This is a genomic window from Novosphingobium sp. BL-A-28-Hi1-0D, from assembly GCF_055521755.1.
Map to the genome: position 1 here is coordinate 83,503 of NZ_CM145502.1, position 25,556 is coordinate 109,058.

Genomic DNA, 25,556 nt, shown 5'->3' on the forward strand with positions numbered 1-25,556 from the left:
GGTCTCCATCAGGCAAAGCGGAACTCGGCGCGCTTCTCGCCCTGCTCGATCACGACGTTACGGCCCAGCGGATCCGTTTCGAGCATGGCGGCAATCGTGGCGGCATCGCGGGTTGCGGCGATGAATCGCCCGCCTTGCGCATGGTCGCCGATCACGATGCCCTGATCCGGAGTGCCCCTTGCGTAGGTCACTGTGTAGGTCGTGATGCGACCGGTGCCGGCCTGCTGCTCGGCCATGACCGCAGCGGGCACGGCATCCAGCGATCCCTGCACCGACGCCGTTTCGCACGAAGGCCATGGACGCGGCACGCTCGAAAGCACCGCAGCGCCGTACTTGGACTGGAAGCCGCCGTTCAGCCCGACGAACCCGTAGTTGCCGGGATGCGCGCGCAATCGCTCAGCCATGCTGGCAAAGGCGTGCATCGAATAGTTGTTTCCGGCCCCGCCGAAATAGGGAAGCCCGCCCGTCACCGTCAGCCCTCGCGCATCATCGGCGGCAAGGCCGAGCCCGTCGATCGCGGCGTTGAACACCGGCACCGGAAAGCAGGAATAGAAATCGAACGCCGCGATCTCGTCGACGCCCCGCCCTGCACGTGCCAGCGCCGAGGCGATCGCCGCATTGGCCGCCGGATATCCGCCGATGTCGGGGCGCTCGAGTAACTCCCGCTCGTTCGCCAGCGCCGCGCCGTGGAGATAGACCCACTTGTCTTCACTCACCCCCGCTTCCCGCGCCGCCTTTACCGACATCAGCACGACCGCCGCTGCATGATTGACCTGATCTCGCGATACCAGCTTGAGCGGATAGGGATCGGCAATCATGCGGTTGCGTTCGCCAGGAGTGGCGATTTCCTCGGGACCCATCGGCTTTACGACAGCGGCACTATACGGGTTTTTCGCCGCAACTTCGGTGAAAGGGGCGAACAGGCGGCCCATTTCCAAAGCATAGGCCTCGCGCGACAATCCAAGGCGAAAGCGCCGGGCGTTCTCGCACAGGGCATAGGCGGTTACCGGCGCGCGAATGCCATGGGCGATGCTGGCAGCAGATAGCGTCCCCTCGAAGCCCATGCCCTTGTCGATCCATTCGACGCCGGCTGCATCGTCGTTCTCTGCCCAGTCGCGGTTTTCGCCCCGGCTCACGAGATGGCGCACGGTTGAAATTGCCTCGCTGCCAAACAGCAATGCCGCCGCCGTCTCGCCTGCAGCGATACGGTTGCCGAGATCGGCCAGCAGCGCGAGAGGTGACTGTCCGCCGACCTTCTCGAGGATGGCCACCCGCGGCCTTATCGCCAATCGCCGCGCCACTGCCAGCGGCATCTTGTCGGCCCGCCCGAACGGAACCTGCATTGCGCCAGACTCTTCAAAAGTGCGGATCGAGCCGACTGCGCCGACGATGCGCGCGACAGCGGCTGCGGCCCCGGTATCTGACAAAGCCGCAGCGGCGGCGCATGCAGCGAGGTCTGCAAAGGACAAACCAGCATAGTCATCGGCATCAATCCGCTCGACGAACTGGCCCACCCCGACGATCACCGGTGTGCTGTCTGGCACCTGCATTGTCATCCTCTCATTCACCCTCAGCGGAAGCTATGCGTGTGAGTTTGCGCCGTCCAATCGATTTAATCTTTCGATTTATAGATATCTCGAATATATATGCGTCATGCAGACCGAGGTGGACATCAAGGCGATCCGCTGTTTCATCGCGCTTGCGCAGGAGCTCAGCTTCGGGCGTGCGGCACATCGGATGAATCTTACCCAGCCCAGTCTCTCGGCACAGATCCGCAAACTGGAAGAGCAGGTCGGCCAGCGCCTGTTCGAACGCACCACCCGCGCAGTCAGGCTCTCGCCAGTGGGCCAGTCCTTGCTCGAGCAGGCGCGGACGTTCCTTGCCCAGGCCGATGCCTTCTCGGCCCACCTCGCCGCATGGCGCGAACGGCCTGACCGTCGCATCGTGCTCGGCGCTCCGATCTACACCTTCGAATTGCCACAGCACGGCGCGCTGCTCTCGGCGATCGCGCGCGAACTTCCCGACATCGCCTTGCGCGTCGATAACGACTTCGCGCATTCGCTCTGCGAAGGCCTCATCCGCGACACCGTGGATCTCGCCATGGTCGTCGCTGCTCCGGTACCACACGAGCGATACCTTTCCGACATGGCCGCTGGTAGCGCAGGCGAACTTGAAATGCCCGATGGCCTACCACGCCTCACCATCAGCCGTGAGCCAATCGGCCTTGCCATTCCGCAGGAGCACGCACTTGCCCGTTTCGACATCGTCCCGGCCGAAGCCCTGTCCGGAACTGTGATCGCGATGCTCGCCCCGCTGCACGGCCGAAGCCTCTACAAACCGATTTCTGCCTGGCTGTCTGCGTCAGGCGCATCCGGCTTCCTGCCCCCAGAAGCCCATGCCTTCGCGCTGGAGCGCTACTGTCGCGAATATCGCATTCCTGCGATCTCGATTGCCCAGTTCAGACCACGCGATCACGGCAACGTCGTCTATCGCCCGGTCGCCGGGCTCTCGGTCTTTACCGAGCTGGCCGTGCTGCGCGGCAACCGCAAGCGGCGCTCGGGCATCGAAGATCGACTTTGGGAAATTGCGTCCAATCTCAAAGCCTAAGCCGACAGGACTCCACCCTTTTCCATCCTTGGCGAGCGACTGCGGGCCATAAGCGCCCTGGCCCCCGTCGACATGTGCTGACGCAGGAAGCGGCTCGCCGCGCTGGCATCGGTATAGCCCAGTCGGTGAGACAGCTCGGTCAGGTTGGGTCTGCGCGCCGTCCGGAAATACTCGTCCGCCGTTTGCTTTCGGACCTGTTCAAGAATTGCGGCAAAGGTCGTCCCTCGCTCGGCCAGACGCCGTTGCAGGCTTTGCGGCGAAAGACCGGCGAGCCCCGCGACGTGCGGCAGGCTGGCCTTGCGCTCGGTCAGGTTGGCGGCAACGAAATAGCGCACTTGCTGGACGAGATCCCCGGGCCAGAGACTGTCTGCCTGCGCCAACTGCTTTTCGAGATAGCGGACCATGTTCGGGTTAGCGCGCGGCGACGGGCGATGGAGGTCCGACTTGCGGAACACCAGCGCGCAACGGTCCGACCCGAACTCGATCGGGCAGCGGAATACCGCCTGGTGGTAACGGATGCTCGGCGGTGCCGGATGATCCAGTTCCAGCCGGATCGGCGTCCATTCCTCGCCCAGCAACATCCGTACGATGCGCAATTGCAGGGTCAGAGTTGCCTGCAGGAATTGCGAGCCACCAAAGCGTGCAGGCACCATCAGCACATGCCGCAAGGCAGCCTCGTGCCCGGTGATGTCAGTGCTTGATCGCATCGCGGCGCTTTCGAGATGCATGTAGCGCCGGGTAATCCGGCTGGCCTCGTCCAGCGTTGTGCAGTGGTCCCACAGCAGGCTGATCGGACCGAACCCCCGCACGTTGCACCACATCGAAAAGGCCACCCCGAGATCGGCCCGGCCAGACGATATGGCAGCAGACTGCAGCACGTCGACATGGGCGCTGGCCGGCAGCCACTCCGCTTCCTTCGCCTGCTCGACAAAGGCGTAGACGTCGGGCGGGCACAGCCCCCTGAGGTCCAACCCGGAAACTTCGGCAAACTGGATGAACTGACGCATGGCACTGGCATGCGCGAGACCATTTTCTGATTCCGTCATGAGGTGATTTGACAACACTGTGCCGCAATCCGTCAAGATCAATTAAGCGATTAAACGCACAATGCCTTCACACCTGCTCCGTGTCCAGCGCAGGACGTCAGGTCATCAATCAGGAAGGCTGCCAAAAAGGCGGCTCCGGTCATCGAAACAGCCGCCAACCACGCGGCATGGGAGGTATGCATGAAAGCAATGTTCTTGCGGAGCGCCGCAGCTGGCGCCGTTCTGGCCGGAGCGCTTGCTCCCTCGCTCGCCCTCGCCCAGCAGGCGCAGGCCGACGAGCAGGCAAGCGGCGGTCTTGCCGAAATCATCGTCACCGCGCAGCGCCGTACCGAGAACCTGCAGCACGTGCCGATCGCGATCACGGCCGCCAATGCCGAAACGCTGGCACAGGCCCGTGTCGAGAACGTCTCGAACATCCAGGCGATCAGCCCTTCGATCAGCTTCCGCGTGACCAACATCGCCACGTCGAGCGCAAACCTCGTCATCCGCGGCCTCGGCACCACGGGTAACAGCCGCTCCTTCGAGGGCTCGGTGGGCGTGTTCATCGATGGCGTCTATCGCACCCGCGCTGCCGCAGCGCTGCAGAACTTCCTGGATATCGACAATCTTCAGGTCCTGCGCGGCCCGCAGGGCACGCTGTTCGGCAAGAACACCACCGCCGGCGCGCTGCTGCTCAGCTCCGCCTCGCCTTCGCTGAACGATGTGAACGGCGCCGTCGAAGTTACCTACGGCAACTACGATACGCTCATTGCGCGCGGTGCGATCAATGTGCCCTTGTCCGACAAGGTCGCCTTCCGCATCGCAGGCCTCGCCTCCACCGCTGACGGATTCTTTACCGACAGCACGACCGGCCGCACGCTCAACGACAACAAGACCCGCGCGGTCAAGGCCCAGCTCCTGTTCGAGCCGAACGAGAACCTCACCGTCCGCGTGATCGGCGACTATTCGCACAGCCAGGGCAACTGCTGCTACGCGACCTCACCGTTCATCGACGGCCCGACCCAGCCGATCATCAATCTGCTCACGCTCTATCAGCCGGCCAGCAGCCAGCAGTTCCTCGGCGTTCTGGCAGGCCTGATCCCCGCTTCGTCAATGACCCCGACCGGTCGCAAGCTGCCCTCGAATGACCCGTCGAAGTTCGAGCAGACCCTTAACGGCAATGGCATGCAGGAGATCGAGGACTACGGCGGCACCTTGCTCGTCGATGCCCAGATTGGCGAAGGCACGCTCAAGTCCGTTACCTCGGTGCGCAAATTCACCGTCGACCAGCGCGATCTCGACCCCGATTTCTCGGGCGCCGATATCTTCCGCTACAACGAAAGCTTCTCGAGCCGCTTCATCTCGCAGGAACTGACCTACAACACCAAGATTCCTGCGCTCAACGCCGAGGCAGTTTTCGGCCTGTTCTTCTCGGATGAAAAGCTCAAGATGGGCCGCAGCCTGCCTTGGGCCAATCAGGCGCAATTCTACTGGGACGCGATCTTCGCCAGCCTCGGCGTGCCCCCTGGCACGGCCTTCGCCGCACCCGGGACGTGGACGACGGAGCGCATGGGCGGCACGGCCAAGTCCTACGCCGGCTTTGCCCACCTCGACTTCGCGGTGACAAGCAAGGTCAACGTGATCGCGGGTCTGCGCTACTCGGTCGAAGAGAAGCGCGGCTTCTTCAACAACGCCTTCTATCGCCCGGTGCCGACCGACGTATTCACCCTGCTCGGCATCGCCCCGTCGCCCGCCTACGATGCGACCACGACCAACAAGGCGCTCTCGGGCACGCTCGGCCTGCAGTACCGCCCGACCGACGACGTCATGCTCTATGCCACCTATAACCGTGGCTTCAAGGCAGGCGGCGTCAACATGGACGTCAACGCGGCCGGAACGCTGATCAACAACGCTACCGCCTACAACGCCCTGCCTGCTCCGATCCGCGCAGCGTTTTTCGGCAATGCTCCTGCCCAGGCCCCGCTCAATCCGCGCTACAAGCCCGAAAAGGTCAACGCCTTCGAGGTCGGCGGAAAGTTCCAGTACCTGGATGGCCGCGCGCGCACCAACATCGCCTTCTTCTACTACGACCTGTCCGATCTCCAGATCGCGCAGTTCATCGGTCTGCGCTTCACCGTGCTCAACGCCAAGTCCGCCAAGGACTATGGCCTTGAAATCGAGAACATGTTCCAGCTCTCCGACAGCCTGACCCTGGGCCTGGACGGCACCTGGATCCCGCATGCAAAGTATGGCAAGGACACCACGATCGACCCGGTCCTGTCGGACTCGCGCTTCCGCTTCAGCCCCAAGTTTTCGGGCAATGCGACGCTGAACCTCGATCAGCCGATCAACGACAACCTCCACGTGCTTGCCCGCGTGCAGGCGCAGTATCAGAGCCGCCAGTTGATCAGCACCGCGACCACTGCCGAACAGGGCCCGGTCACGTTGGTCAACGCCAACCTCGGCTTCAAGCTGCCCAAGACCGGCTTGCTGGTCGAAGGCTGGGTGCAGAACCTGTTCGACAAGACCTGGTTCACCCAGTCCTTCCCGACCCCGCTCCAGACGGGCGACCAGAACGCCTATCCAGGCGCACCCCGCACTTACGGCATCCGCGTCCGCGCCTCGTTCTGAGGTAGAGCGGACCACGGCAGCAAAGGCCCTCGCTCTCATCTGAAGGCGGGGGCCTTTTGCATTCGGACAAGGCCGCTAAGCTTGCAGGAGGAGTCGCGGCAATGCGACCGAAAGGAAGAGCGATGATCGACGATACCGACTTCACCGGAAAGCACGTGCTGGTCGTCGGCGGCTCCAGCGGCATAGGCAACGGCGTGGCCCAAGCCTTCCGCCAGCGCTGTGCCAACGTCCACGTCTGGGGCACGCGCACGACTGCGGCCGACTACGATCCGGCAGAAGGCTCAGACCTTTCCGGCCTTGGCTACACTTGTGTCGATGTCGGCGATCCCGATGCGATCGAGGCTGCACCCAGCCCTTTTGCCACACTTGATGCCCTGATCCTCTGCCAGGGCACCGTCGTCTACAAGCGCGGGGAGTTTGCCCGTGAAGGCTGGGACAAGGTCATGGCCGTCAACCTCGACAGCATCATGCATTGTGCAATGAAGTTCCGCCCGCAGCTCGCCGAGCGCAAAGGCTCCATCGTCATCGTCAGTTCGGTCTCGGGCTTCAAGGCGAACATCGGCAACCCCGCATATGCTGCGTCCAAGGCAGGCGCGGTAAGTCTGACGAAGACGCTGGGTCAAGCCTTCGCCGCCGAGGGCATCCGCGTGAACGGCCTCGCTCCCGGCCTTGTCGACACCAAGCTGACCAAGGTCACAACCGCCAATCCGGAACGCCTCGCCGGCGCCGTGGCCCGCATTCCCCAAGGGCGCATGGGCACGCCTGACGATATGGCCGGGGCGGCTATCTTTCTTGCCTCGCCATTGGCCTCATACGTCACCGGCCACACGCTTGTCGTCGACGGAGGGCTCACCCTGTGAAGGCCCTTCGCTACTACGGCACACGCGACATCCGTCATGAAAGCATGGGCGATCCGACCCCAAAGTCGGACCGGGATGCCATCGTCAAGGTCGATGCCTGCTCGATCTGCGGCTCGGACCTCCACATCTACCACGGCCACGGCTTCTCCGAGGACATCGGCTTCTGCGTCGGTCACGAAGCTGTCGGCGAAGTCGTCGAAGTTGGCCGCGCGGTGCATCGCCTGAAGGTCGGCCAGAAAGTCATGATCCCGGCAGCCGTCGGTTGCGGTGCCTGCCGCTCGTGCCTTTCGGGCATGGTCAACATCTGCGAAAACAACGCCTTCGGCTGCTACGGCCTCTCCGCCAAGCTGCAAGGCTCACAGGCCGAAGCCGTTCGCGTTCCAGCGGCCGATATGAACGCGGTGCCGATCCCCGAAGGCGTCTCCAGCGATCAGGCCCTGATGATGACCGACGCCCTTGCCACCGCATGGTTCGGTGCACGGCAGGCGGACATCCGGCCCGGATCGTCGGTCGGCGTGATCGGCCTCGGCCCCATAGGCCTGATGGCGGTGGAAAGCGCCTTCGTGATGGGCGCGCATGTGGTCTACGCGATCGACCCCGTGCCCGAACGCCGCGCCATCGCGGCAAGCCTTGGTGCAATCGCGCTCCACCCTGACGAAGCGGCATCTCGCATCAAGGAAGACACCCACGGCCGCCGGCTCGACTGCGTCGTCGAAGTCGTCGGATCTGATGCCACCGTGGACGTGGCCCTGCGCCTCGTCCGCGTGCGCGGTACGGTCTCGGTCATCGGCGTCCAGCAATCGCGCCGCTTCCCCTTCCCGCTCGAGCGCGCCTTCGCCGGTGGCCTCACCTTCCGCATCGGCACCTGTTCGGTCCCGGAGGAACTGCCCGCACTGTTCCCGCTCGTCGCCTCGGGTCGCCTTAAGCCAGAACGCTACATCAGCCACCGCCTGCCGCTATCACAGGGCGCTGAGGCCTACCGCCTGTTCGAAGCCCGTGAGGCAGGCGCGCTCAAGATGGTTCTTGTGCCGGACTGACACTGCGCCGTGCAGCAAACCACGGCCCGATCCGCCGCACCGCTTCCTCCACCAGCGGTGTCGAGACCGCAAAGCTGAAGCGGATAAAGCGCTTGCCGTTCACGGGATCGAAGTCCAACCCCGGCGCGGTCGCCACGCCGGTATCGCGCAGCAAGGCCTCGCACAGCGCCAGACTGTCGTCGGTGAATTCGCTGGCATCGGCATAGATGTAGAACGCGCCATCGGGCGGCGCGATGCGGCCCAAACCCATCTTCGGCAGCGCCTCCAGCAGGATCGCCCGGTTGCGCGCATAAGTCTCGACATGCCCATCCAGCTCGTCGCGGCATTCGAAGGCCATCAGCCCCGCCTTCTGCGCCAGCACCGGCGGCGTCAGGAACAGGCTGCCCATCCGCGCCCGCGCCGCATCAATCAGCGCAGGCGGCACGACCAGCCAGCCCAGCCGCCAGCCCGCCATGCTGAAATACTTCGAAAACGAATTGACGATCACCGCATCGGGCAGATGCTCCAGCATTGATGCCGCCTTCGCGCCATAGCTCAGCCCATGGTAGATCTCGTCCGAGATGACCTTGATGCCCCTGCGGCGGCACACTTCGGCAATCGCCGCCAGTTCCTCGGGCGCGATGATCGTGCCGGTCGGATTGGCCGGACTCGCCACGATCAACCCTTCGGGCACGGGGTCGAGCGCATCGACCGCAGCCGCCGTCACCTGAAAACGCTCGTCCGGACCGCATTCCATCTCGACCGGTTCGAGGTACATCGCTTTCAAGGAATTCCGGTAGGCCACGTAGCCCGGCCGCGCCAAAGCGATCCGCGCGCCCGGCCGGAACAGGCACGACAGCGCCATGACGAACGCAGGCGATGCCCCGCAAGTCAGGATCACCTGCTCCCGCTCCACGCTCACGCCATAAGCATCGGCATAACTGCGCGCGATCCGCTCCTTCAACGGCACGCTTTCCCAGTACCCCATCGCCTCGCTGTCGAGCACCTCGTGCGCCAGCGCGATGGCCTTGGCGGGTGCCCCGGTGGAAGGCTGCCCGAACTCCATGTGGATCACGCTAGCGCCCGCAGCCTCCATGTCATGCGCAAGGCGGGAGACGGCGATGGCGTGGAAGGGTTCGACTTCAGCAATCATCGCAGCGTGCTAGTTGCCACCGAAACAAGTTGCAAGTGCAGCGCTCACACCGATACCTTGCCCCGCGATGCAGCGCCTCAAACTCAAGATACAGCTCTACTGCGGCGACGAAATCGCGATGGGTCCCGGCAAGGCCGACCTGCTTGACGCGATCACCGAGCACGGCTCCATCTCCGCCGCCGCCCGCGCCATGGACATGAGCTACCGCCGCGCATGGCTGCTGGTCGACGCGATGAACCGCTGCTGGCGCGAGCCATTGGTCGAAACCTCCCCCGGCAGCGCCAAAGGCGGCGGCGCAAAGCTCACCGCGCTCGGACAAGCCGTGCTGAACCACTACCGCGCTCTGCAGGAGCGCTTGCAGGGAAGCTCAGACTGCCCGGACTATCAGGCCCTCGCCAAGGCCATGCTGGCGGAACCGAAGGCCAGCCAGAAGGCCTAACGCCCCACTGGCCCCTTCCACAGCACGCCGTCCTTCATCACCAGCGCAACCTTGCGGATCACGGAAATGTCGGCGAGCGGATTGCCCTCGACCGCCACCAGATCCGCCAGCATCCCCGCCTTGACCGCGCCAAGCCTGTCGCCGATCCCGAACATCTTGGCATTGCCCGATGTCGCGGCAATCGCCACCTCGGATGGCGTCATCCCGCCCTTGACCATCAGTTCGGCCTCGCGCGCATTGTCGCCATGGGCATACACGCCAACGTCGCCGCCCATGCAGATCGCCACGCCTGCCTTGCGCGCCTTGGCCAGTGCATCGAAACCTTCCTGCACGCCCTTGGGCACCGGTGCCTCACCATTCCATCCGCGATAGCGCGCAATGGCATCGCCTGCGGCAAGCGTCGGGCAGAAACCAACGCCCTTGGCCTTCATTGCCGCGAAGACTTCAGGCGTGCCTTCATCGCCATGCTCGATGGTATCGACGCCCGCTGCCACAGCGCGGCGCATGCCTTCTGCGGTGCTCGCATGAGCAACCACTTCACGCCCGGCACTGTGAGCCGCCTCGACGGCTGCTTTCAACTCGCTTTCGGTGAACGTCGGACGGCTCGGCTCACCTGGGCCCCAGCGATAATCGGCATAGAGCTTCACAAGATCGGCCCCGGCTCCGATCTGCCGCCGCACGACATTGACAAGTTCTGGCCCGCCCGCCTCCTCAGCGCCCAGCGGCACCGCCACGCCTGGTTCAAATCCGCGCGGTCCATAGGCTCCCGGCGCAACGATTGCCCGCGTCGCCACCAGCATGCGCGGACCCGGTACGATGCCCTGCTCGATCGCCTGCTTGAGCCCGACGTCGGCATAGCCCGCCCCTTCGGTTCCAAGATCGCGCACCGTGGTGAATCCTGCCATCAGCGTAACGCGGGCGTGGACCGTGGCGCGAGCCGTGCGCAGTGCGAGAGATTCGTGCAGGACCTGATCGTCCCACGGCGTCTCGTTGTAGGGATGCAGGAAGAGGTGCGAATGCCCCTCGATCATGCCGGGCATCAGCGTCGTGCCGGGCAAGGCAATGATCGAAGCCTGCGCAGGAGCGGGAAGGTCAGGCCCGACCGCCTCGATGCGATTGCCGCGCACCAGCACGGCCCAACCCTTGTGCAGAACCGCGTTCTCGCCATCGAACACGGCATCGGGGCGCAGCAGCGTCAGCGCCTCCTGCTTCTCAGCGGCAAGCAGGGGATTTGCGCAAAGCGCGAGGGCTGCAGCGAAAACGCGAGAAATCAGACGCATGGGCCATCCTTTCGGTTGGCCTCAGCATAGCGGTCATGGCGCTCGCAACAATGCGCCTCGGCAACCTTTTACGATGGCCCTGTCAGGCAGCTTCTTCGTGACGAAGTTCGGCCAGTTGCGCATCGGTGCGCGGGAGCACGCCGATGCCGCCGACAGTGCGGCGGTCGAGATCGGCCAGACGGATATCCGGGCTTTGACGGGTCAGGTCGCGCATGTGCTGCACGCGGATCACCGCCATGACGCACCCCAGCGTCGCGATCGACACGGAAAGGCGCCACATTGCAAATTGCCCGCTCTGCACGGTCGAGAGAAATTCGGCAAAACACTGCCAGACCGTCACTGCGCCCAACAGCTCCGTCGCACGTTGGCGCGGAGCTGCCAGAAGCAACGCATTTGCCAGCAGGAACGAACCAACGCCCGCCATAGTCGGCGTCAGCGTATCGGTAACGTATCCGAAACCTAGCGAAAGCGCGGTCGCAAGCGCGACGACGCGGCCGGAACGGGCGATCTGACCTGGGGTCAACATGTCGAGTGGGCTACGCATGATGTGGATCATGCATGCGCCGTCTCAACAATTCGTTACGGCACGCAGGGCTCAGCCGAGCGCGCGGATAAAGCCAATAATTACAGCCCATAACATTAGTGATGCGATGGCAGGAAATCCGAGCCTCACCCAGCCGGGAGCCTTGTCCACCCGCGAATCACCCACCGGGCCGTCCTCATGCGCCCGCAGAATCTCATGCTGCAGAGCATGGACGGGGGAATGGACGGGGACATCCATGGCACGCGCCTCGCGTGGACCATCGCGTGACGAGCGGCCCTCCACTTCGGGCGCTGCGGACATGTCCATCGAGAGGAGAGGCTGGGGCATCGTGGAGACCACTTTGTCGCGGCGCGCTCAACTTCCGCTTAGCGGAGCCCTACGCAGTCTTGCGGATCACCCCCGCTGCGCCATTTCAAGCGGCTCACCCAGCACGGGATAGCCCAGGTTGTCCGGGATCATCAGCCAGTGCTTGTCATCGCGCTTCTCGATGAACGGACTGATCGTACCGATCGGCGTTGCCTCGGCGTGGACTCTCGCGTCCTCGAAGCTGCCGAACAATGCCAGCCGCTCCAGATTCCGCCGCGTCGGGAAGATCACCCGGATCTTGCCTTCTTCTGCAAGATCGAGCGCCCCCTTTGCGCTCGCCCAGAACAGGTGCCGGTTCTCCGTGGCGTCCACTTCGATATCGACCGCCCCCGTGCCCAGATCGGCGAGATAGAAGCGGGTGTCGAAAATTCTTTCAGTCCGGTGCTTGGGCCACCAGCGCGCGAAGGGCACCAGGCGCTCAGGCGCAAGGCTCCAGCCGAAAGCATCCAGCACCGGCGCCAGATCACCGCCCGAGATCAGCATCCGCCGCGCCTGCGCAGCAAGGCTTCCATCAACCACGCCGTCGATACCGACGACCAGCCCGGTCTCCTCCAGTGTTTCGCGTACCGCCGCCACTCGCGCGGCCATGTCGTCAAGGTCGCCGCCGATGCGCGCAGCCAGCTCGCGATCTGCCGGGTCGATCTTGCCGCCGGGAAACACCGTCGCGCCGCCTGCAAACTTGAGGCTCGCATTGCGCTCGACCATCAGGATTTGCGGCGCACCGCCTTGCGGATCATGCCGGAAGATGACGATCGTTGCCGCGGGAGTCGTCTTGCTCAGCCAGTTTTCGGGCTCGATATCGTGTGTTTCCATCATCGTGCATCATGTCTGGCGCAGCGTCGCTTGCCAAGCCTGCAACACTTGTCGGTTCATTTTACACCTCCCTCCACGCAACGGCTCGGTGGCGCAACAAAACCCACAGAATTTGGCGGATTCTCAAGTTTGGCACGATGTCTGCATAACCCTCTTCGTCCCGAAGAGTAGCTTCTTCTCGAGGCGGAGCCAGTCCCCCCGGTCTCTTATGGCTCCGCCTCTCCCGGGACCTCTCATCACAGCAGGCAAAAAAAGACGCGACCGGCAATGCCGACCGCGCCTTTGCATTATCTGTCAGGAAACTCGGAAAATCAGGCGGCCTTGACGCCCGCCTCTTCCATGAGCTGCTGCAACTCGCCAGCCTGGAACATTTCCATCATGATGTCCGAGCCACCCACGAATTCGCCCTTCACGTAGAGCTGGGGGATCGTCGGCCAGTCGGAGTAGGACTTGATGCCACTGCGGATTTCCATGTCCTGCAGAACGTCGACCGAGGCATATTCCACGCCAAGGTGTTCAAGGATCGCAATCGCCTTGCTGGAAAAGCCGCACTGCGGAAACAGCGGCGTGCCCTTCATGAACAGGACGACGTCATTGCCATTGACGATTTCGGAGATGCGCTGCTCGGTAGACATGAGGGATCGGTTTCCTTTCCGCTCTCAGTTGGGAACGGCAGTGGTCAGTTGCAAGGCATGCAGTTCGCCGCCCATGCGTCCGCCCAAGGCCTCGTAGACCAGTTTGTGCTGCTTGACTCGTGGCAGACCGGCAAACGCGGCTGAAACCACGCGCGCGGCATAGTGATCGCCATCGCCCGCCAGATCGGTGATCTCGACCACCGCGTCGGGCAAGGCCGCACGGATCATCGCTTCAATCTCGGCGGCGGGCATCGCCATCAGACTTCGCCCATCAGCTGGCGACGGGCATCGACCGACTTGGCCTCCAGAGCCAGGCGCACATCGCTCTCGTCGATGTCGACGCCAGCGGAGATAAGGTCGCCCAGCACCTTGCGGATCATGTCCTCGTCGCCCGATTCCTCGAAATCTGCCTGCACGACCGACTTGGCATAGGCCTCGGTCTCAGCCGCATCGAGCCCCATGCGTTCGGCGGCCCAGGTGCCCAGCAGACGGTTGCGGCGGGCATGGACGCGGAACAGCATTTCCTCGTCGTGGGCGAACTTGGCCTCGAATGCCTTCTCGCGATCGTCGAATGTGGTCATCGGCCGGTATCCTCTGTGAAAACGAGATCACCTTGCCGATAATCAGACCCGGCTCCCGCCGCAAGGGATCACGAAAAGAAACACAGCGGCAGAAGCATCAAAGGCGACCCTTCCGGAGATCGAGCAGCACGCCACCGTCGCGGCTCACGTCGCACGAGAACCGGTCACCGTTGCGCAGTGTGCCCGAAACCCGATAGCCGTCGCCATTGCGCGTGGCATCGTAGACTTCCTCGATATCGCCGCTGCGCTCTGCCTCGGTAACGCAGGCGTCCACCGCATCGTTCAAGCCACGTGCGCTGGAACCGGAAGTCGCACCGCCCTGATCGCGCCAATCGTCGCGCCTGTCATCACGACGCTCGTCTTCGGGCCGATAGCGATAGCTGTCGTCCTCACGCGCGTTGCGGTTCCTTTTGTCGGCATTGCTCGCGGCTGTCGCGATCGCGGCAATGCCGCCGATGATCAGCAGCCCTGCCAGCACGTCGCCGCCATCGATGCCGCCGCGGTCGCGATGCCAGCCACGTCCACCCCAGCCTCCGCGATCCCATCGGCCATGCGCCTCTGCCGCAACCGGCAGGAGCGTCGTGGCCAGTGCAGCGCCCGCCAGCGCGATCTTCGCAATCCGTCCTGCCATGATGCTGTTCCCTTCCAGCCGGCCACCTGCCCCGATCCACGGGCGGGCAGCCGGAGTCCCGACTATCCCGAAAGGCTAGGCGGCCCAGGCTTTCCAATGCCTGAACCGCCCGCCTTGTTGTCCGTTAAAGGCCGCGAATGCCGCTGTAGTCGATATCGACCACCCGGCCCCGCTCGACCTTGCACTTGAACGATCCGCTGTCATAGCCACGCAGCGAATTGTCCCAGCCGCGATAGTCGCCGCCCCAGCCGCGACCATAGTAGCGGTCGCCGTCGCGCCAATCGCGGCCCCGTGTGTTCACGGCAATCCGGCCGCGCACTTCATAGCCCCAGCGGGTGTTGCGCACGTCGCGGATGTCGGTCACGTCCGCGCGGCCATAGCTGTAGCGCGCGGCATTCCGTTCGGCAGTGCGCACGCACTGCTCGATCGCCTGGCGCGGGTTGCCGCGGCCATAGTAGCCATCGCCGTAGCGACGGTCGTTCCAGCCATCGCGGCCGCGCCAGTCGTCGCCATAGCCATAGCGATCGTAATCGCGTCGGTCGTTGTTGTTGCTGGCGGCAGCGGCAATCGCGGCAATGCCGCCGATCACCAGCGCGCCTGCGATGATATCGCCACCGTCAATTCCGCCGCGATGGTCGCGGGCGACTGCCGGCGTGGCCGAAGACACCGCAACCGCAGCGGCGGCAACGGTTCCGACGAGGGCCTTGGGTAGAGTCTTCATGGTGCAAGTCCTTCAAGTCCGGCGAGCCTTTCCCGCCACGCATGAAGGATTGCCTGATTCGCCGTGAGATGACGCTGAACCACGGCGACAGCTTCCGTTCAGCTAATTGACAACGAAGATGAACGAACTATCGCTGCGCCGTTTCGCTCCCGAGGCCAGTCCAATAGGCGAGGAAAGAGAGCACGTCGGCCCCGCTGCCGATGACCTTCTCCACCGGCTTGCCCGCCCCGTGCCCGGCCTTCGTTTCCACGCGCAGCAGGTGCGGCCGCTCCCCGATCTGCGCCGCTTGCAGGGCCGCCACGTACTTGAAGCTGTGTGCCGGAACCACGCGATCGTCGTTCTCGGCGGTGGTGACAAGGATCGCCGGATAGGCCTTGCCATCGGCGATGTTGTGATAGGGCGAATAGGACCGCAGCGTCCGCCAGTCTTCCTCGCGATCAGGCCTGCCGTAATCGTCGACCCAGAACCGCCCCGAGGTGAACCGGTCGTAGCGCAGCATGTCCATCACGCCGACGTCGGGGTTCGCTGCGGCAAACAGGTCGGGCCGCTGGTTGACCACCGCGCCCACCAGCAGCCCGCCGTTCGATGCCCCCTGCACCGCAAGCCCGCCCTTGGCTGCAATGCCCTCGCGGATGAGGTACTCGCCTGCCGCGATGAAGTCGTCGAAGCTGTTCTGCTTCTTGTCGCGCCGCCCGGCCTCATACCAGCCGCGCCCCAGTTCTCCCCCGCCGCGCACATTGGCCAGGGCAAAGGCCCCGCCTGCCTCGAGCCAGGCCATGCGCACCGGCGAGTATCCCGGTGTCAGCGCAATATCGAAACCACCGTAGCCATAAAGCAGCGTCGGCAGCGGCTTGCCCGCCGTCGCCAGCGCCCGCTTGCGCACGATATAGATCGGCACCATCGTGCCATCGCGCGATGGATATTCGCGCTGCTCGACAAGGTAGTCGGCCGGATCGAACGCCATCTTCGGCACCGCAAACGGCGTCACCGCGCCGCTGTGCAGGTCCATGCGATAGATCGCAGGCGGCAGGTTGAAGCTGGTGAACTGATAGAACGTCTCCGCATCGCCCGGTCGTCCGCCAAAGCCGCTTGCCGTGCCGATCCCGTTGAGCGTGATCGCCCGGCCCGGCTTGCCCTTGCGGTCGGTCATCACCGCTACCGTCTGTCCGTCCCTGAGATACGAGAGCAGGAAGCGGTCGCCGATCATCCGCGCCCCTTCCAGCGTATTGCCACGCTCGGGCACCACGATCTTCCAGCCGTCCTTCGGGCGGGCAAGGTCGATACTGACCAGATGATAGTTCGCAGCGCCCCGGTCGGTCAGGAACCACAGCCGGTTGCCGATCCCGGCCACCAGTTTCCAGTGATCGGCAATCTCGGGCACCAGCGGCTGTGCGTTCCATTGGCCTGCGGGCCTGCCTTCCAGCTGGATCAGGTGAACCGCGTTGCGCTTGTCCGTGCTGACCTCGCTGACCACCACTGCCCAGCGCCCGTCGCTGGTCACCAGCGCCTTGTGGCTCCATTCCGGGTGATCCGGCGATGCGTGGACCAGTTCGTCCTGCTCCTGCGCCGTTCCAATGCGATGGAACCACACCGCCTTGTTGAATCGGGGCGCACGCGGATCATCACCCGCTTTGGGCGCGGGAAACCGCGAATAGAGGAAGCCCTCCTCTCCCACCCAGGCAATCTCGGTATCGTTGGCCCATTGAAGCTGCTCGTCGAGCACCCGGCCCGTGCCGACTTCGACCACCCGCAACGTCCGCCAGTCGCTGCCCGCTTCCTGCACGGCGTAGGCAAGATAGCGGCCCGAGGGCGAAGGCTCCCACTGCGCCAGGGCGAGCGCTCCGTCCGTGCTCCAGCCATTGGGATCGAGCAACAGGCGCTGTTCCCCATCCACGCCTTTGCGCACCCAGAGCGCAGACTGGTTCTGCAGACCGGTATTGCGGCTGTAGAAGTAGCTCCGCCCCGCCTTGCGCGGCAGACCATAACGCTCGAAATCGAACAGCTCGCGGATACGGCTGGCAAAGCGCTCGCGCCCCGGCAGCCGCGCCAGATAATCCCCGCTCAGCGCGTTCTGCTGTGCAATCCACTTCGCCACATCGCCATCGCTGCGCGGATCGGCTTCGAGCCAGCGGAACGGATCGGCCACGCGCTGCCCGAACACCTGCTCGACCAGACCATCGTTCCTGGTGGCAGGATAGGCGCTTCGCGGCAGGACAAGACGGGGAAGTGCAGCAGACGCAGACCCGCCCCCTGAGGACGGCAGCACGGCCTCGGCACTATCGGCAAGCGCAGGCTGCGCCGACAACAGCAGCGCCGCCATGAGCATGACGCCAGCGAGGCGCCGCCCGAACCTGTCCGTCTCCCACATCATCGTTGCCAGTGATTTAGCACATCACATGAACGTGCGGGAGATGGCCTGAATGCCTATCACTCTTTCGGTGTCAGGCCCGTCCAGTGCGCCAGAAAAGCAAAGACGTCCGCGCTCTCCTCGATCTGCTTCGAGACCGGCTTGCCCGATCCATGCCCGGCGCGCGTCTCGATGCGGATCAGTTGCGGCTTGGGCCCAAGCCCTGCGGCCTGCAATGCGGCGGCATACTTGAAGCTATGCCCCGGCACCACGCGGTCATCGGTATCGGCTGTCGTCACCAGTACGGCAGGATAAGGCGTGCCTGCCTTGACGTTGTGATAGGGCGAATAGCTGCGCAGCAGACGCCAGTCGGCTTCCTTTTCCGGGAAGCCATAGTCGAACACCCACTCGCGCCCTGCCGTGAACTTGTCGAAGCGCAGCATGTCCATCACGCCGACCGCCGGATGCGCCGCCGCAAACAGATCGGGCCGCTGGTTGACGACAGCCCCCACCAGCAATCCGCCGTTCGAGCCGCCCTCGACCGCAAGGCCACCCTTGCTTGTCACGCCATTGGCCTTGAGCCATTCGCCGCCCGCGATGAAATCGTCGAACACGTTCTGTTTGGTCGGCCCCTTGCCCGCAAGGTGCCAGGCCTCGCCATACTCTCCGCCACCGCGCAGGTTCGCCACGGCATAGGCCCCGCCCGCCTGCAGCCAGGCCATCCGAGCAGGAGAGTATCCCGGCAGGATCGAGACGTTGAACCCGCCATAACCATAGAGGATCGTCGGCAGCGGTCCCTTCAGGTCCTTGCGCCGCACAACAAACATCGGGATCTTCGTGCCATCCTTGGAAGGATAGAAAACTTGGGCCGTCTCGAACGCGGCCGGATCGAACGCCAGCTTGGGCGCCTCCCACACGCTCGCCGATGCAGCCTTTGCCGCATCGAAAACATAGATCGTCGCAGGCTGGGTAAAGCCGCTGAACGAGAAGTAGCCTTTCGGATCGCCGGGCTCACCAATGACGGCACCAATGCTGCCAATCCCCGGCAGTGCCACCGTCGCGACGCCCTGCCCGTCGAGCCCAGCCACCCGCATCTCGGCCTTCACATCGCGCAGATAGTTGAGCACCAGCCGGTCACCGACAATGCTCGCCAGATCGAGCACGGCTGCATCTTCGGGCACAACCGTCGTGAACACAGGCTCAGCCCCGGAAAGATCGACGCGCATGATCTTCTTGCGCGGCGCATCCTTGCTGGTGATGAACCACAACTGATCCCCAACGCCCTCGACCAGCGTCCATTCATCGGCGAGCGAGGTGATCAGCGGGCGGACCGTCCAGTCACCCTTGCCAACAGCAGCCAGACCGACAGCATTGCCCTTCTCGCTGCCCGTGCTTGTCGAAACGACCATCCAGCGCTGGTCATGCGTCACCTGCGCCGAATGGTAGAGCCGCGGATTGTCCGGGGTCGCGTAAAGCTGCCGGTCTTCGCCCTGTGCCGTGCCAAGCCTGTGATACCACACCGACTGGTTGGAGCTGACCGCCTGGAACGCCTCGCCCGCCTTGGGTTCTGGGAAGCGCGAATAGATCACCGCATCGTTCCCTGCCCAGGTCAGGCGCGAGAATTTCACGTGCTCGATCGCGTCCGCCAGCACCTCCCCCGTGGCAACGTCAATCACCTTGACCGAGCGCCAATCCGTCCCGCCATCCTGCACGGAATAGGCAACCTTGCTTCCATCTGGCGATGGTAACCAGTCATCCAGCGCCGTTGCCCCGTCCTTGGCCCAGCCATTGGGATCGATCAGCACCCGCCGCTCGCCGCTTCCGTCAGCATTGCGCACGTAAAGCACAGACTGGTTCTGCAACCCTGAGTTGTGACGGAAGAACAGGTACTTGCCCGCCTTCACCGGCAAGCCGTACCGCTCGAAATCGAACAGGCTGGTCAGCTTCTTCTCGAACGCCGCCCGCTCGGGCAAGGCCTTCAGGTAGGCATCGGTGAACTTGCTCTGCTCATCAACCCACGCCGCAACCTTCTTGTCCACGCGCACGTCGGCTTCAAGCCAGCGGTAGGGATCGGCAACCTTCTCGCCAAAGAAGGTCTCGACCACTGGTCCGCGCTCAGTCTTGGGGTAGTTCAAGGCCGTCTCTCCGCCATGGGCATGGATTGGGGCGGAAACGCAGACGACCGCTGCCGCAGCAGCGAGTAACGATGGGCGCAATGGCATGGGGGGACTTTCAACTGAGTCATTCGTTGCGACGGAAACTAGCCACCCCACCGTCCCGCGCAAGTCCGCCCTGACGAAAAGGGGCTTATGTCGTTGCCAACTGAGCTTCGTCATTGCGAGGAGGCGAAGCCGACGAAGCAATCCAGAGCGCCATACATCGCTCCCTGGATTGCATCGCTACGCTCGCAATGACGCCATGATTGGGGCGGCATTTGCAAAAGACAAAACCCACAACGAAAACGGGCGGAGCCGAAGCCCCGCCCGTCAATCCTGTCAGCCGAAGCCGAAGCGCGGATTACGCAGCTTCGTATTCGTCTTCGTCAGCCGTCATCACCGGACCCGAGTCTTGACCCTTGGCCGAGGTATCGCGGTCAACCAGTTCGATCACGGCGATCGGCGCGGCGTCCGACGAACGGATGCCAGCCTTGATGATGCGGGTGTAGCCGCCGTTGCGGTCCGAATAACGCTCGGCCAGAACGGTGAACAGCTTCTGCAGCTGCGCATCGTCGAGCAGACGGGCGTGCGCGAGACGGCGGTTCGAAAGGCCGCCCTTCTTGCCCAGCGTGATCAGCTTTTCGATGTAGGGACGCAGTTCGCGCGCCTTGGGGAGCGTCGTGGTGATCTGCTCGTGCTTGATCAGCGATGCCGCCATGTTGCGCAGCATTGCGATGCGGTGGGCAGAGGTACGACCCAGCTTACGCTGGCCCAGCTTGTGACGCATGGTATCTTCCTTCCGTTCGTAGGGGGGCCGTACGAGGTACCCCGATCCAGGCGGCGAATTCGGGCTGCCGCCAAGTCACCCTTGAAAGCGGGGCACCCCGGCAGGGACGCCCCGAATTTCCTTAACCAAGCAGCTCTTGCTCGAGCTTCTTGGCCATCTCTTCGATGTTCTCCGGCGGCCAACCGGGGATGTCCATGCCGAGGCGCAGGCCCATCGACGAGAGGACTTCCTTGATCTCGTTGAGCGACTTGCGGCCGAAGTTCGGCGTGCGCAGCATCTCGGCTTCGGTCTTCTGGACCAGATCGCCGATGTAGATGATGTTGTCGTTCTTGAGGCAGTTGGCCGAACGGACCGACAGTTCCAGCTCGTCCACCTTCTTGAGAAGGTAGCGGTTGAGCTGGTTTGCGTCGCTTTCTTCCGGTGCATGGGCAGCAACGCCCGCGACCGAAGGAACATGGCCGACCGGCATCTGGTCGTCGAAGTGGACGAACAGCGCGAGCTGGTCCTGAAGGATGCGCGCGGCATAGGCCACGGCGTCTTCCGGAGTGATCGTGCCGTCGGTTTCGACCGTCAGGTTGAGCTTGTCGTAGTCAAGCTCCTGACCGATGCGGGCGTTGTCGACCTTGTACGAAACCTGACGCACCGGCGAGTAGAGCGAGTCGACCGGGATAAGCCCGATCGGCGCGTCGACAGGACGGTTCGACACGGCAGGGACGTAGCCCTTGCCGGTGTCGACGGTCAGCTCCATGTTGAAGGTCGCACCTTCGTCGAGGTTGCAGATCACGAGGTCCTTGTTCATGACCTCGATGTCGCCGGTGACGGCGATGTCGCCCGCCTTCACTTCGCCCGGGCCGGTGGCCGAGAGCTGCAGACGCTTGGGGCCTTCGCCCTGCATCTTGAGGGCAATCTGCTTCACGTTCAGAACGATGTCGGTGACGTCTTCACGCACGCCTGCAAGCGACGAGAACTCGTGAAGCACGTTCTCGATCTTGATTGACGTGACCGCTGCGCCCTGCAGCGAAGACAGCAGCACGCGGCGCAGCGCGTTGCCGAGCGTGAGACCAAAACCACGTTCAAGCGGCTCTGCGACAAACGTCGCGCGGCGCTTGGCATCGTTGCCCGGCTTGATCTCGAGATTGTTGGGCTTCTTCAGTTCCTGCCAGTTCTTGATGTTGACAGTCATGGAATTCCCCTGGGGTTTGTGCGGGCTTTTGCCGGTTGCCGGACGCGAATGTCCGGCTCCGGTCGAAATATTGGGCAAATGGGGTGCCGGTACCTGCGCCCCATCCACCATAGGCAGGATCAGACGCGACGACGCTTCGAAGGACGAACGCCGTTGTGCGGGATCGGGGTCACGTCACGGATCGCCGTGATGGTGAAGCCGACCGCCTGAAGGGCGCGCAGGGCGCTCTCACGACCCGAACCGGGGCCCTTGACCTCGACTTCGAGGGTACGGACGCCGTGTTCAGCAGCCTTCTTGCCGGCATCGTCAGCAGCAACCTGTGCGGCATACGGGGTCGACTTGCGGCTACCCTTGAAGCCCATCATGCCGGCCGACGACCACGAAATGGCGTTGCCCTGAGCATCGGTGATGGTGATCATGGTGTTGTTGAAGCTGGCGTTTACGTGCGCAACACCACTGGTGATGTTCTTGCGCTCGCGGCGCTTAATGCGCTGAGGTTCGCGTGCCATGGTATCTATCCTCGAGAAACTTTAGACGGAAGAAGGACCTTTTCAGATCTTACTTCTTCTTGCCGGCGATCGGCTTGGCCTTGCCCTTGCGGGTACGGGCGTTCGTGTGGGTGCGCTGGCCGCGGACCGGCAGGCCCTTGCGGTGACGCAGACCACGATAGCACGCGAGGTCCATCAGGCGCTTGATGTTCATCGCCACTTCGCGACGAAGATCGCCTTCCACGGTGTGCTCGGCGTCGATCGTTTCACGGATCTGGAGGACTTCGGCGTCCGACAGGTCCTGCACGCGGCGGGTATGTTCGATACCCAGCTTGTCGGCGATCTGCTTGGCCTTGTGAGCGCCAATACCATGGATGTAGGTCAGCGCGATGATCACGCGCTTGTTGGTGGGGATATTGACCCCGGCAATACGAGCCACTTGCTTCTCCGTTTGCTCCACAGGCCGCGCGAATCACTCACGCCGCCTATCTCATCGCGAAAACTCACTCGGGAAAACCGGAATTTCTGCAGGTTTTCAGGGGATTAAGCCTGATTTCACAGAAAATGCCCGGAAATGAGTGAAAGACGCGATTAGGCGCTTTCGGCTATCACGTCAACCATTTCGCAGACGCAAACGGCGGACAGCGCGCCGTCATGGGCGCGGTCCTGATCTGTTGCGGACCAATCATACTCCAACACCGGGCAAAGGTCAAAACCGTCCGTCCCGGCAGTTGCAGCTTCCTCTGATCCATATTAGACTTCTCGTTCTAAAAAACGAGGGGGAGAACAACCGTGTCCGCAATCCGCATGCCCGCGCTGGTCCGGCTCGCACTGATCGTGCCGCTGACCTTGCTGCTCGCCGCGTTCCATGGCTTCGTCGGCTGGCACAAGACCTTCTCCTCGCGCGAGGAACTGCTCAAGCACACCGCATGGACGGTCCACCTGCCCGATTGGCTCGGCAAGATCATCGGCCTGATCGAGATGGGCCTCGTCGTTGCCCTCCTCGCCGCGCTGCTGCGCCCGCACCTCAGCCGCACCGGCCAGCTTGCCTGCTACGCCTTCATCGCGCTTGAGCTGATCTCGACCGCCACCCACCAGATCACGCGGGACGGCGCGTCGCTGCCACAGAACGTCGTGTCGATCCTGCTCACAGCATTCCTCGCATGGCTCTTTGCAGGACGCGCGCGCGCCACTACTTGAGACCTTGCGGCGCTGGTGGCGGCTACGCACCCTCCAGAACCGGACGCATCCCCTGACCCAGACCATCGGCATTGCCGTAAAGCTCGACTATGCGATGAACGGCCCTGCCCCCGTGCTGATGCAGATCGGTGTGGCACAGGTGGCCGAGCAGCGCGTGCATCTCACCAGTTGCACCACCACGCCCGGCATCACCCGCACCGTCCCCGGCCACGACGGCCTTGGCGAACGGCTCTGGCTTGAACCCGAAACGCATTTTGCGGTGGACTACCGCGCCACGGTAGAGATCGATCGCCAGCCCCTGCAGCTAGGCAGCCTCGCCGCCGACAGCCTCACCACCCTGCCCGGCGAGGTCCTCGAATACCTGTTCCCCTCGCGCTACTGCCCGGTCGACACGATGCACGCCGCCGCTGTCGACATGTTCGGCCACCTGACCGGCGGCGCGGCGGTAGAGGCCGTGGGCGACTGGATCGCCACCCACCTCGCCTATGTCCCCGGCGCCAGCCACGGCGGCACCACCGCGCTCGACACCTTCCACGCCCGCGAAGGCGTCTGCCGCGACTACGCCCACCTCCTGATCGCCCTCGTCCGAGGCCTCGGCATCCCGGCGAGAATGGTCAGCGCCTACAACCCCGACGTCACCCCCCAGGACTTCCACGCCCTCGCCCAGGTCTGGCTCGCCGGAGCCTGGCACCTCGTCGACGCCACCGGCATGGCCGATCCTGCGACAACCGCCATCATCGGCGTAGGCCGCGACGCAGCGGACATCGCCTTCCTCACGATCTTCGGCGGGGCGATGCTGAATGCGCAGGTGGTTGAGGTGACGTTGGTCGAATAGCTGACAAGCAGCCAGCCAAGCCCAGCTCCTCAAACTCACCGTCACCCCGGGCTCCGACCCGGGGTCCCGCTTTCTTTCATCCCCGCACCTGCCAAAGAAAAGCCAAGTCCCGGATCAAGTCCGGGATGACGGACATTGGGTTTGCAAGCTTGCGACGCGAACAGATGGAAGCACACCAATCCCCAACCACCCCTCGTCGCCCCGTGCTCGACACGGGGCTCGGCTTCCCTTGCGGTCCAAAATTGGAGTTCGAGGATTTAGTAAAGCGTCGCCCGGGCCCCTCTCAGTCCACACCAAGGCACCGTGGCAGTTCAGCACCCCGCACGGCGCTGCGGTTGCGTAAATTCAGCTTGAAGTCGGCGCTTTTTGCGTAAATTTGCCGCCGTGAATTTCGCGCAACGATAGTATTGACGGAGGTAACTTGCTCGTCGGTATGTGAAATGCTCTCAGGGATGTCTTCAAAAGATCCAATTAGCAATACCTTGGGACTCAGCGGAAAGATCAGGTTGGTTCCGCGCAGGCCATGGCCCACCGGCATATTCGAGCGACGTAGCTCGTTCGCCCATTCAAGGCACACAGGATTGTCGCTAGTAGCGTACTGGCTACCTTCCGGTGCAGTCGCGAAACACCAGTTGCGATTGGACAACGTCTTGAGAACCGGATCGATCATTTCGAACTCTAATCCGATCAGATGCGTTTGATCGATAACGATGGTATAACGCTTCTCCTCGCGAAAGCGTTTTATGTCCTCAAACGTCACACTGCCGCTTAGCTCGTAGCCGTCTTCTTTCATCTGACGGGTCTGGCTTTCCCAGACCTCCTTTGATGAAGTGACCAATAGCAACACCTTATCAGCGATGCTTTGATGGAACTTTTCCATCTGGCTTCTGGGTCCAGGATTGCGGACCGACAGAAGCGCTGCAAGATTCATAACGTAGGAGAAGTGGTCGGCGCTCGGGAAATCGCGGGCCTCGATTACCTCAGTTAATGGCCCAGCCATCTCGCTCTCCAACTTGGCGAGAGCGTCCTCTACTGCATCGGGGTGGTGTCCATCGGCTTCGATACGATTGAAATAGCGCGCGCTAGCAACGTTGCGCACTAGCGTGTGATCGGCGCGGCGGGTCTCCTCATCGAAGAACCACACCCTCGCTTTACGCCCCACGCCTTCGGCAAAGTTTCGGAGATAGAACTGAGGGACGTAATGATGATTTGCCTTTGCGCCCATCGCTGCTGTCAGCCGTCCAGTTTCTGAATTGCG

The 25,556-nt window shown here is 63.3% G+C and carries 26 protein-coding genes; 7 read left to right on the top strand and 19 right to left on the bottom strand.

The genetic code is table 11. The annotated features are described in order from the left end of the window. Positions 1–8 precede the first annotated feature (8 nt). Positions 9–1,544 (bottom strand): acetyl-CoA acetyltransferase, encoded by a 1,536-nt coding sequence (locus ACZ1JW_RS00385; protein ID WP_465141569.1) that lies wholly within the window; start codon positions 1,542–1,544, stop codon positions 9–11. A gap of 109 nt (positions 1,545–1,653) precedes the next feature. Between ACZ1JW_RS00385 and ACZ1JW_RS00390 the strand changes: the two genes are divergently transcribed. Next, complete coding sequence (locus ACZ1JW_RS00390; protein ID WP_465141570.1) at positions 1,654–2,607, top strand: LysR family transcriptional regulator; 954 nt, start codon at positions 1,654–1,656, stop codon at positions 2,605–2,607. Here ACZ1JW_RS00390 and ACZ1JW_RS00395 read toward each other — a convergent pair. Then, a complete protein-coding gene (locus ACZ1JW_RS00395; RefSeq protein WP_465141571.1) occupies positions 2,604–3,653 on the bottom strand; it encodes an AraC family transcriptional regulator in 1,050 nt (349 codons plus the stop codon). The genes ACZ1JW_RS00390 and ACZ1JW_RS00395 overlap by 4 nt on opposite strands. A 180-nt stretch (positions 3,654–3,833) precedes the next feature. Here ACZ1JW_RS00395 and ACZ1JW_RS00400 point away from each other — a divergent pair, with 180 nt between their 5' ends. The 3 genes from ACZ1JW_RS00400 to ACZ1JW_RS00410 all read left to right on the top strand — a co-directional run bounded on the left by ACZ1JW_RS00400 (position 3,834) and on the right by ACZ1JW_RS00410 (position 8,160). Beyond that, a complete protein-coding gene (locus tag ACZ1JW_RS00400; RefSeq protein ID WP_465141572.1) occupies positions 3,834–6,263 on the top strand; it encodes a TonB-dependent receptor in 2,430 nt (809 codons plus the stop codon). A 122-nt stretch (positions 6,264–6,385) separates the two neighbouring features. Further along, positions 6,386–7,123 (top strand): SDR family NAD(P)-dependent oxidoreductase, encoded by a 738-nt coding sequence (locus tag ACZ1JW_RS00405; RefSeq protein ID WP_465141573.1) that lies wholly within the window; start codon positions 6,386–6,388, stop codon positions 7,121–7,123. Next, on the top strand, positions 7,120–8,160 hold the full coding sequence (locus ACZ1JW_RS00410) for an alcohol dehydrogenase family protein (protein ID WP_465141574.1): 1,041 nt from the start codon (positions 7,120–7,122) through the stop codon (positions 8,158–8,160). The genes ACZ1JW_RS00405 and ACZ1JW_RS00410 overlap by 4 nt, the downstream gene beginning before the upstream one ends. On the opposite strand, the gene ACZ1JW_RS00415 is transcribed toward ACZ1JW_RS00410, so the two are convergent. Further along, entirely contained in the window at positions 8,135–9,292 is a 1,158-nt protein-coding gene (locus ACZ1JW_RS00415; protein ID WP_465125375.1) for an aminotransferase class I/II-fold pyridoxal phosphate-dependent enzyme, read from the bottom strand. The genes ACZ1JW_RS00410 and ACZ1JW_RS00415 overlap by 26 nt on opposite strands. A gap of 67 nt (positions 9,293–9,359) precedes the next feature. Here ACZ1JW_RS00415 and ACZ1JW_RS00420 point away from each other — a divergent pair, with 67 nt between their 5' ends. Continuing rightward, positions 9,360–9,731 carry a winged helix-turn-helix domain-containing protein gene (locus ACZ1JW_RS00420; RefSeq protein WP_465141575.1) on the top strand — a complete coding sequence of 124 codons (372 nt, stop codon included), beginning with the start codon at positions 9,360–9,362 and terminating at the stop codon, positions 9,729–9,731. Here the strand turns inward: ACZ1JW_RS00420 and ACZ1JW_RS00425 are convergent. The 15 genes from ACZ1JW_RS00425 to rpsM all read right to left on the bottom strand — a co-directional run bounded on the left by ACZ1JW_RS00425 (position 9,728) and on the right by rpsM (position 22,702). Beyond that, positions 9,728–11,011: a metal-dependent hydrolase family protein gene (locus ACZ1JW_RS00425; RefSeq protein WP_465125373.1), complete on the bottom strand. Its 1,284-nt coding sequence runs from the start codon at positions 11,009–11,011 to the stop codon at positions 9,728–9,730. The two genes, ACZ1JW_RS00420 and ACZ1JW_RS00425, sit on opposite strands and share 4 nt — an antisense overlap. An 82-nt stretch (positions 11,012–11,093) precedes the next feature. After that, positions 11,094–11,567, bottom strand: a complete 474-nt coding sequence (locus tag ACZ1JW_RS00430) for a hypothetical protein (RefSeq protein ID WP_465125372.1) — start codon at positions 11,565–11,567, stop codon at positions 11,094–11,096. A 39-nt stretch (positions 11,568–11,606) separates the two neighbouring features. Beyond that, positions 11,607–11,882, bottom strand: a complete 276-nt coding sequence (locus tag ACZ1JW_RS00435; protein ID WP_465125371.1) for a hypothetical protein — start codon at positions 11,880–11,882, stop codon at positions 11,607–11,609. Positions 11,883–11,948: 66 nt separating this feature from the next. After that, positions 11,949–12,734 (bottom strand): NUDIX hydrolase, encoded by a 786-nt coding sequence (locus tag ACZ1JW_RS00440; RefSeq protein WP_465126349.1) that lies wholly within the window; start codon positions 12,732–12,734, stop codon positions 11,949–11,951. A 311-nt stretch (positions 12,735–13,045) separates the two neighbouring features. Further along, positions 13,046–13,369 carry a Grx4 family monothiol glutaredoxin gene (gene grxD / locus ACZ1JW_RS00445; RefSeq protein ID WP_465125370.1) on the bottom strand — a complete coding sequence of 108 codons (324 nt, stop codon included), beginning with the start codon at positions 13,367–13,369 and terminating at the stop codon, positions 13,046–13,048. Between the two features lie 24 nt (positions 13,370–13,393). Continuing rightward, positions 13,394–13,627, bottom strand: coding sequence for a BolA family protein (locus ACZ1JW_RS00450; RefSeq protein ID WP_144901683.1), 234 nt, complete (start codon positions 13,625–13,627; stop codon positions 13,394–13,396). Beyond that, positions 13,627–13,950 carry a DUF1476 domain-containing protein gene (locus ACZ1JW_RS00455; RefSeq protein WP_465125369.1) on the bottom strand — a complete coding sequence of 108 codons (324 nt, stop codon included), beginning with the start codon at positions 13,948–13,950 and terminating at the stop codon, positions 13,627–13,629. The genes ACZ1JW_RS00450 and ACZ1JW_RS00455 overlap by 1 nt, the downstream gene beginning before the upstream one ends. A 97-nt stretch (positions 13,951–14,047) precedes the next feature. Then, positions 14,048–14,581: a hypothetical protein gene (locus tag ACZ1JW_RS00460; protein ID WP_465141576.1), complete on the bottom strand. Its 534-nt coding sequence runs from the start codon at positions 14,579–14,581 to the stop codon at positions 14,048–14,050. A 124-nt stretch (positions 14,582–14,705) separates the two neighbouring features. Continuing rightward, the gene (locus tag ACZ1JW_RS00465; protein ID WP_465125367.1) at positions 14,706–15,302 is read right to left on the bottom strand and encodes a hypothetical protein; all 597 of its coding nucleotides are present in this window, start codon (positions 15,300–15,302) and stop codon (positions 14,706–14,708) included. Between the two features lie 127 nt (positions 15,303–15,429). Continuing rightward, the gene (locus tag ACZ1JW_RS00470; protein WP_465142811.1) at positions 15,430–17,670 is read right to left on the bottom strand and encodes a prolyl oligopeptidase family serine peptidase; all 2,241 of its coding nucleotides are present in this window, start codon (positions 17,668–17,670) and stop codon (positions 15,430–15,432) included. Positions 17,671–17,729: 59 nt separating this feature from the next. Then, positions 17,730–19,871: a prolyl oligopeptidase family serine peptidase gene (locus ACZ1JW_RS00475; RefSeq protein WP_465141577.1), complete on the bottom strand. Its 2,142-nt coding sequence runs from the start codon at positions 19,869–19,871 to the stop codon at positions 17,730–17,732. Between the two features lie 295 nt (positions 19,872–20,166). After that, positions 20,167–20,592 (bottom strand): 50S ribosomal protein L17, encoded by a 426-nt coding sequence (gene rplQ, locus ACZ1JW_RS00480; protein ID WP_465125365.1) that lies wholly within the window; start codon positions 20,590–20,592, stop codon positions 20,167–20,169. Between the two features lie 121 nt (positions 20,593–20,713). After that, positions 20,714–21,775 carry a DNA-directed RNA polymerase subunit alpha gene (locus tag ACZ1JW_RS00485; RefSeq protein ID WP_465125364.1) on the bottom strand — a complete coding sequence of 354 codons (1,062 nt, stop codon included), beginning with the start codon at positions 21,773–21,775 and terminating at the stop codon, positions 20,714–20,716. Between the two features lie 119 nt (positions 21,776–21,894). Then, positions 21,895–22,284 (bottom strand): 30S ribosomal protein S11, encoded by a 390-nt coding sequence (rpsK, locus tag ACZ1JW_RS00490; RefSeq protein WP_008065643.1) that lies wholly within the window; start codon positions 22,282–22,284, stop codon positions 21,895–21,897. A 49-nt stretch (positions 22,285–22,333) separates the two neighbouring features. Next, positions 22,334–22,702: a 30S ribosomal protein S13 gene (gene rpsM / locus ACZ1JW_RS00495; RefSeq protein WP_465141578.1), complete on the bottom strand. Its 369-nt coding sequence runs from the start codon at positions 22,700–22,702 to the stop codon at positions 22,334–22,336. 353 nt (positions 22,703–23,055) lie between these two features. Between rpsM and ACZ1JW_RS00500 the strand changes: the two genes are divergently transcribed. Further along, complete coding sequence (locus ACZ1JW_RS00500) at positions 23,056–23,463, top strand: DoxX family protein (RefSeq protein ID WP_465141579.1); 408 nt, start codon at positions 23,056–23,058, stop codon at positions 23,461–23,463. A 4-nt stretch (positions 23,464–23,467) separates the two neighbouring features. Then, a complete protein-coding gene (locus tag ACZ1JW_RS00505) occupies positions 23,468–24,298 on the top strand; it encodes a transglutaminase-like domain-containing protein (protein WP_465141580.1) in 831 nt (276 codons plus the stop codon). A gap of 283 nt (positions 24,299–24,581) precedes the next feature. Here the strand turns inward: ACZ1JW_RS00505 and ACZ1JW_RS00510 are convergent, their stop codons facing one another. Continuing rightward, complete coding sequence (locus ACZ1JW_RS00510) at positions 24,582–25,523, bottom strand: DUF4238 domain-containing protein (RefSeq protein WP_465141581.1); 942 nt, start codon at positions 25,521–25,523, stop codon at positions 24,582–24,584. Positions 25,524–25,556: the final 33 nt, after the last annotated feature.

Bases quoted from the DNA above. Each gene is read 5' to 3' on its own strand.
- ACZ1JW_RS00415 (WP_465125375.1), bottom strand. From the start codon at position 9,292: ATGATTGCTGAAGTCGAACCCTTCCACGCCATCGCCGTCTCCCGCCTT.
- ACZ1JW_RS00430 (WP_465125372.1), bottom strand. From the start codon at position 11,567: ATGATCCACATCATGCGTAGCCCACTCGACATGTTGACCCCAGGTCAG.
- ACZ1JW_RS00390 (WP_465141570.1), top strand. From the start codon at position 1,654: ATGCAGACCGAGGTGGACATCAAGGCGATCCGCTGTTTCATCGCGCTT.
- ACZ1JW_RS00465 (WP_465125367.1), bottom strand. From the start codon at position 15,302: ATGAAGACTCTACCCAAGGCCCTCGTCGGAACCGTTGCCGCCGCTGCG.
- ACZ1JW_RS00405 (WP_465141573.1), top strand. From the start codon at position 6,386: ATGATCGACGATACCGACTTCACCGGAAAGCACGTGCTGGTCGTCGGC.
- ACZ1JW_RS00400 (WP_465141572.1), top strand. From the start codon at position 3,834: ATGAAAGCAATGTTCTTGCGGAGCGCCGCAGCTGGCGCCGTTCTGGCC.
- ACZ1JW_RS00485 (WP_465125364.1), bottom strand. From the start codon at position 21,775: ATGACTGTCAACATCAAGAACTGGCAGGAACTGAAGAAGCCCAACAAT.
- ACZ1JW_RS00470 (WP_465142811.1), bottom strand. From the start codon at position 17,670: ATGTGGGAGACGGACAGGTTCGGGCGGCGCCTCGCTGGCGTCATGCTC.
- ACZ1JW_RS00510 (WP_465141581.1), bottom strand. From the start codon at position 25,523: ATGGGCGCAAAGGCAAATCATCATTACGTCCCTCAGTTCTATCTCCGA.
- ACZ1JW_RS00425 (WP_465125373.1), bottom strand. From the start codon at position 11,011: ATGCGTCTGATTTCTCGCGTTTTCGCTGCAGCCCTCGCGCTTTGCGCA.
- ACZ1JW_RS00395 (WP_465141571.1), bottom strand. From the start codon at position 3,653: ATGACGGAATCAGAAAATGGTCTCGCGCATGCCAGTGCCATGCGTCAG.
- rpsK (WP_008065643.1), bottom strand. From the start codon at position 22,284: ATGGCACGCGAACCTCAGCGCATTAAGCGCCGCGAGCGCAAGAACATC.
- ACZ1JW_RS00435 (WP_465125371.1), bottom strand. From the start codon at position 11,882: ATGCCCCAGCCTCTCCTCTCGATGGACATGTCCGCAGCGCCCGAAGTG.
- ACZ1JW_RS00440 (WP_465126349.1), bottom strand. From the start codon at position 12,734: ATGGAAACACACGATATCGAGCCCGAAAACTGGCTGAGCAAGACGACT.
- grxD (WP_465125370.1), bottom strand. From the start codon at position 13,369: ATGTCTACCGAGCAGCGCATCTCCGAAATCGTCAATGGCAATGACGTC.
- ACZ1JW_RS00450 (WP_144901683.1), bottom strand. From the start codon at position 13,627: ATGGCGATGCCCGCCGCCGAGATTGAAGCGATGATCCGTGCGGCCTTG.
- ACZ1JW_RS00475 (WP_465141577.1), bottom strand. From the start codon at position 19,871: ATGCCATTGCGCCCATCGTTACTCGCTGCTGCGGCAGCGGTCGTCTGC.
- ACZ1JW_RS00455 (WP_465125369.1), bottom strand. From the start codon at position 13,950: ATGACCACATTCGACGATCGCGAGAAGGCATTCGAGGCCAAGTTCGCC.
- ACZ1JW_RS00420 (WP_465141575.1), top strand. From the start codon at position 9,360: ATGCAGCGCCTCAAACTCAAGATACAGCTCTACTGCGGCGACGAAATC.
- rplQ (WP_465125365.1), bottom strand. From the start codon at position 20,592: ATGCGTCACAAGCTGGGCCAGCGTAAGCTGGGTCGTACCTCTGCCCAC.
- ACZ1JW_RS00460 (WP_465141576.1), bottom strand. From the start codon at position 14,581: ATGGCAGGACGGATTGCGAAGATCGCGCTGGCGGGCGCTGCACTGGCC.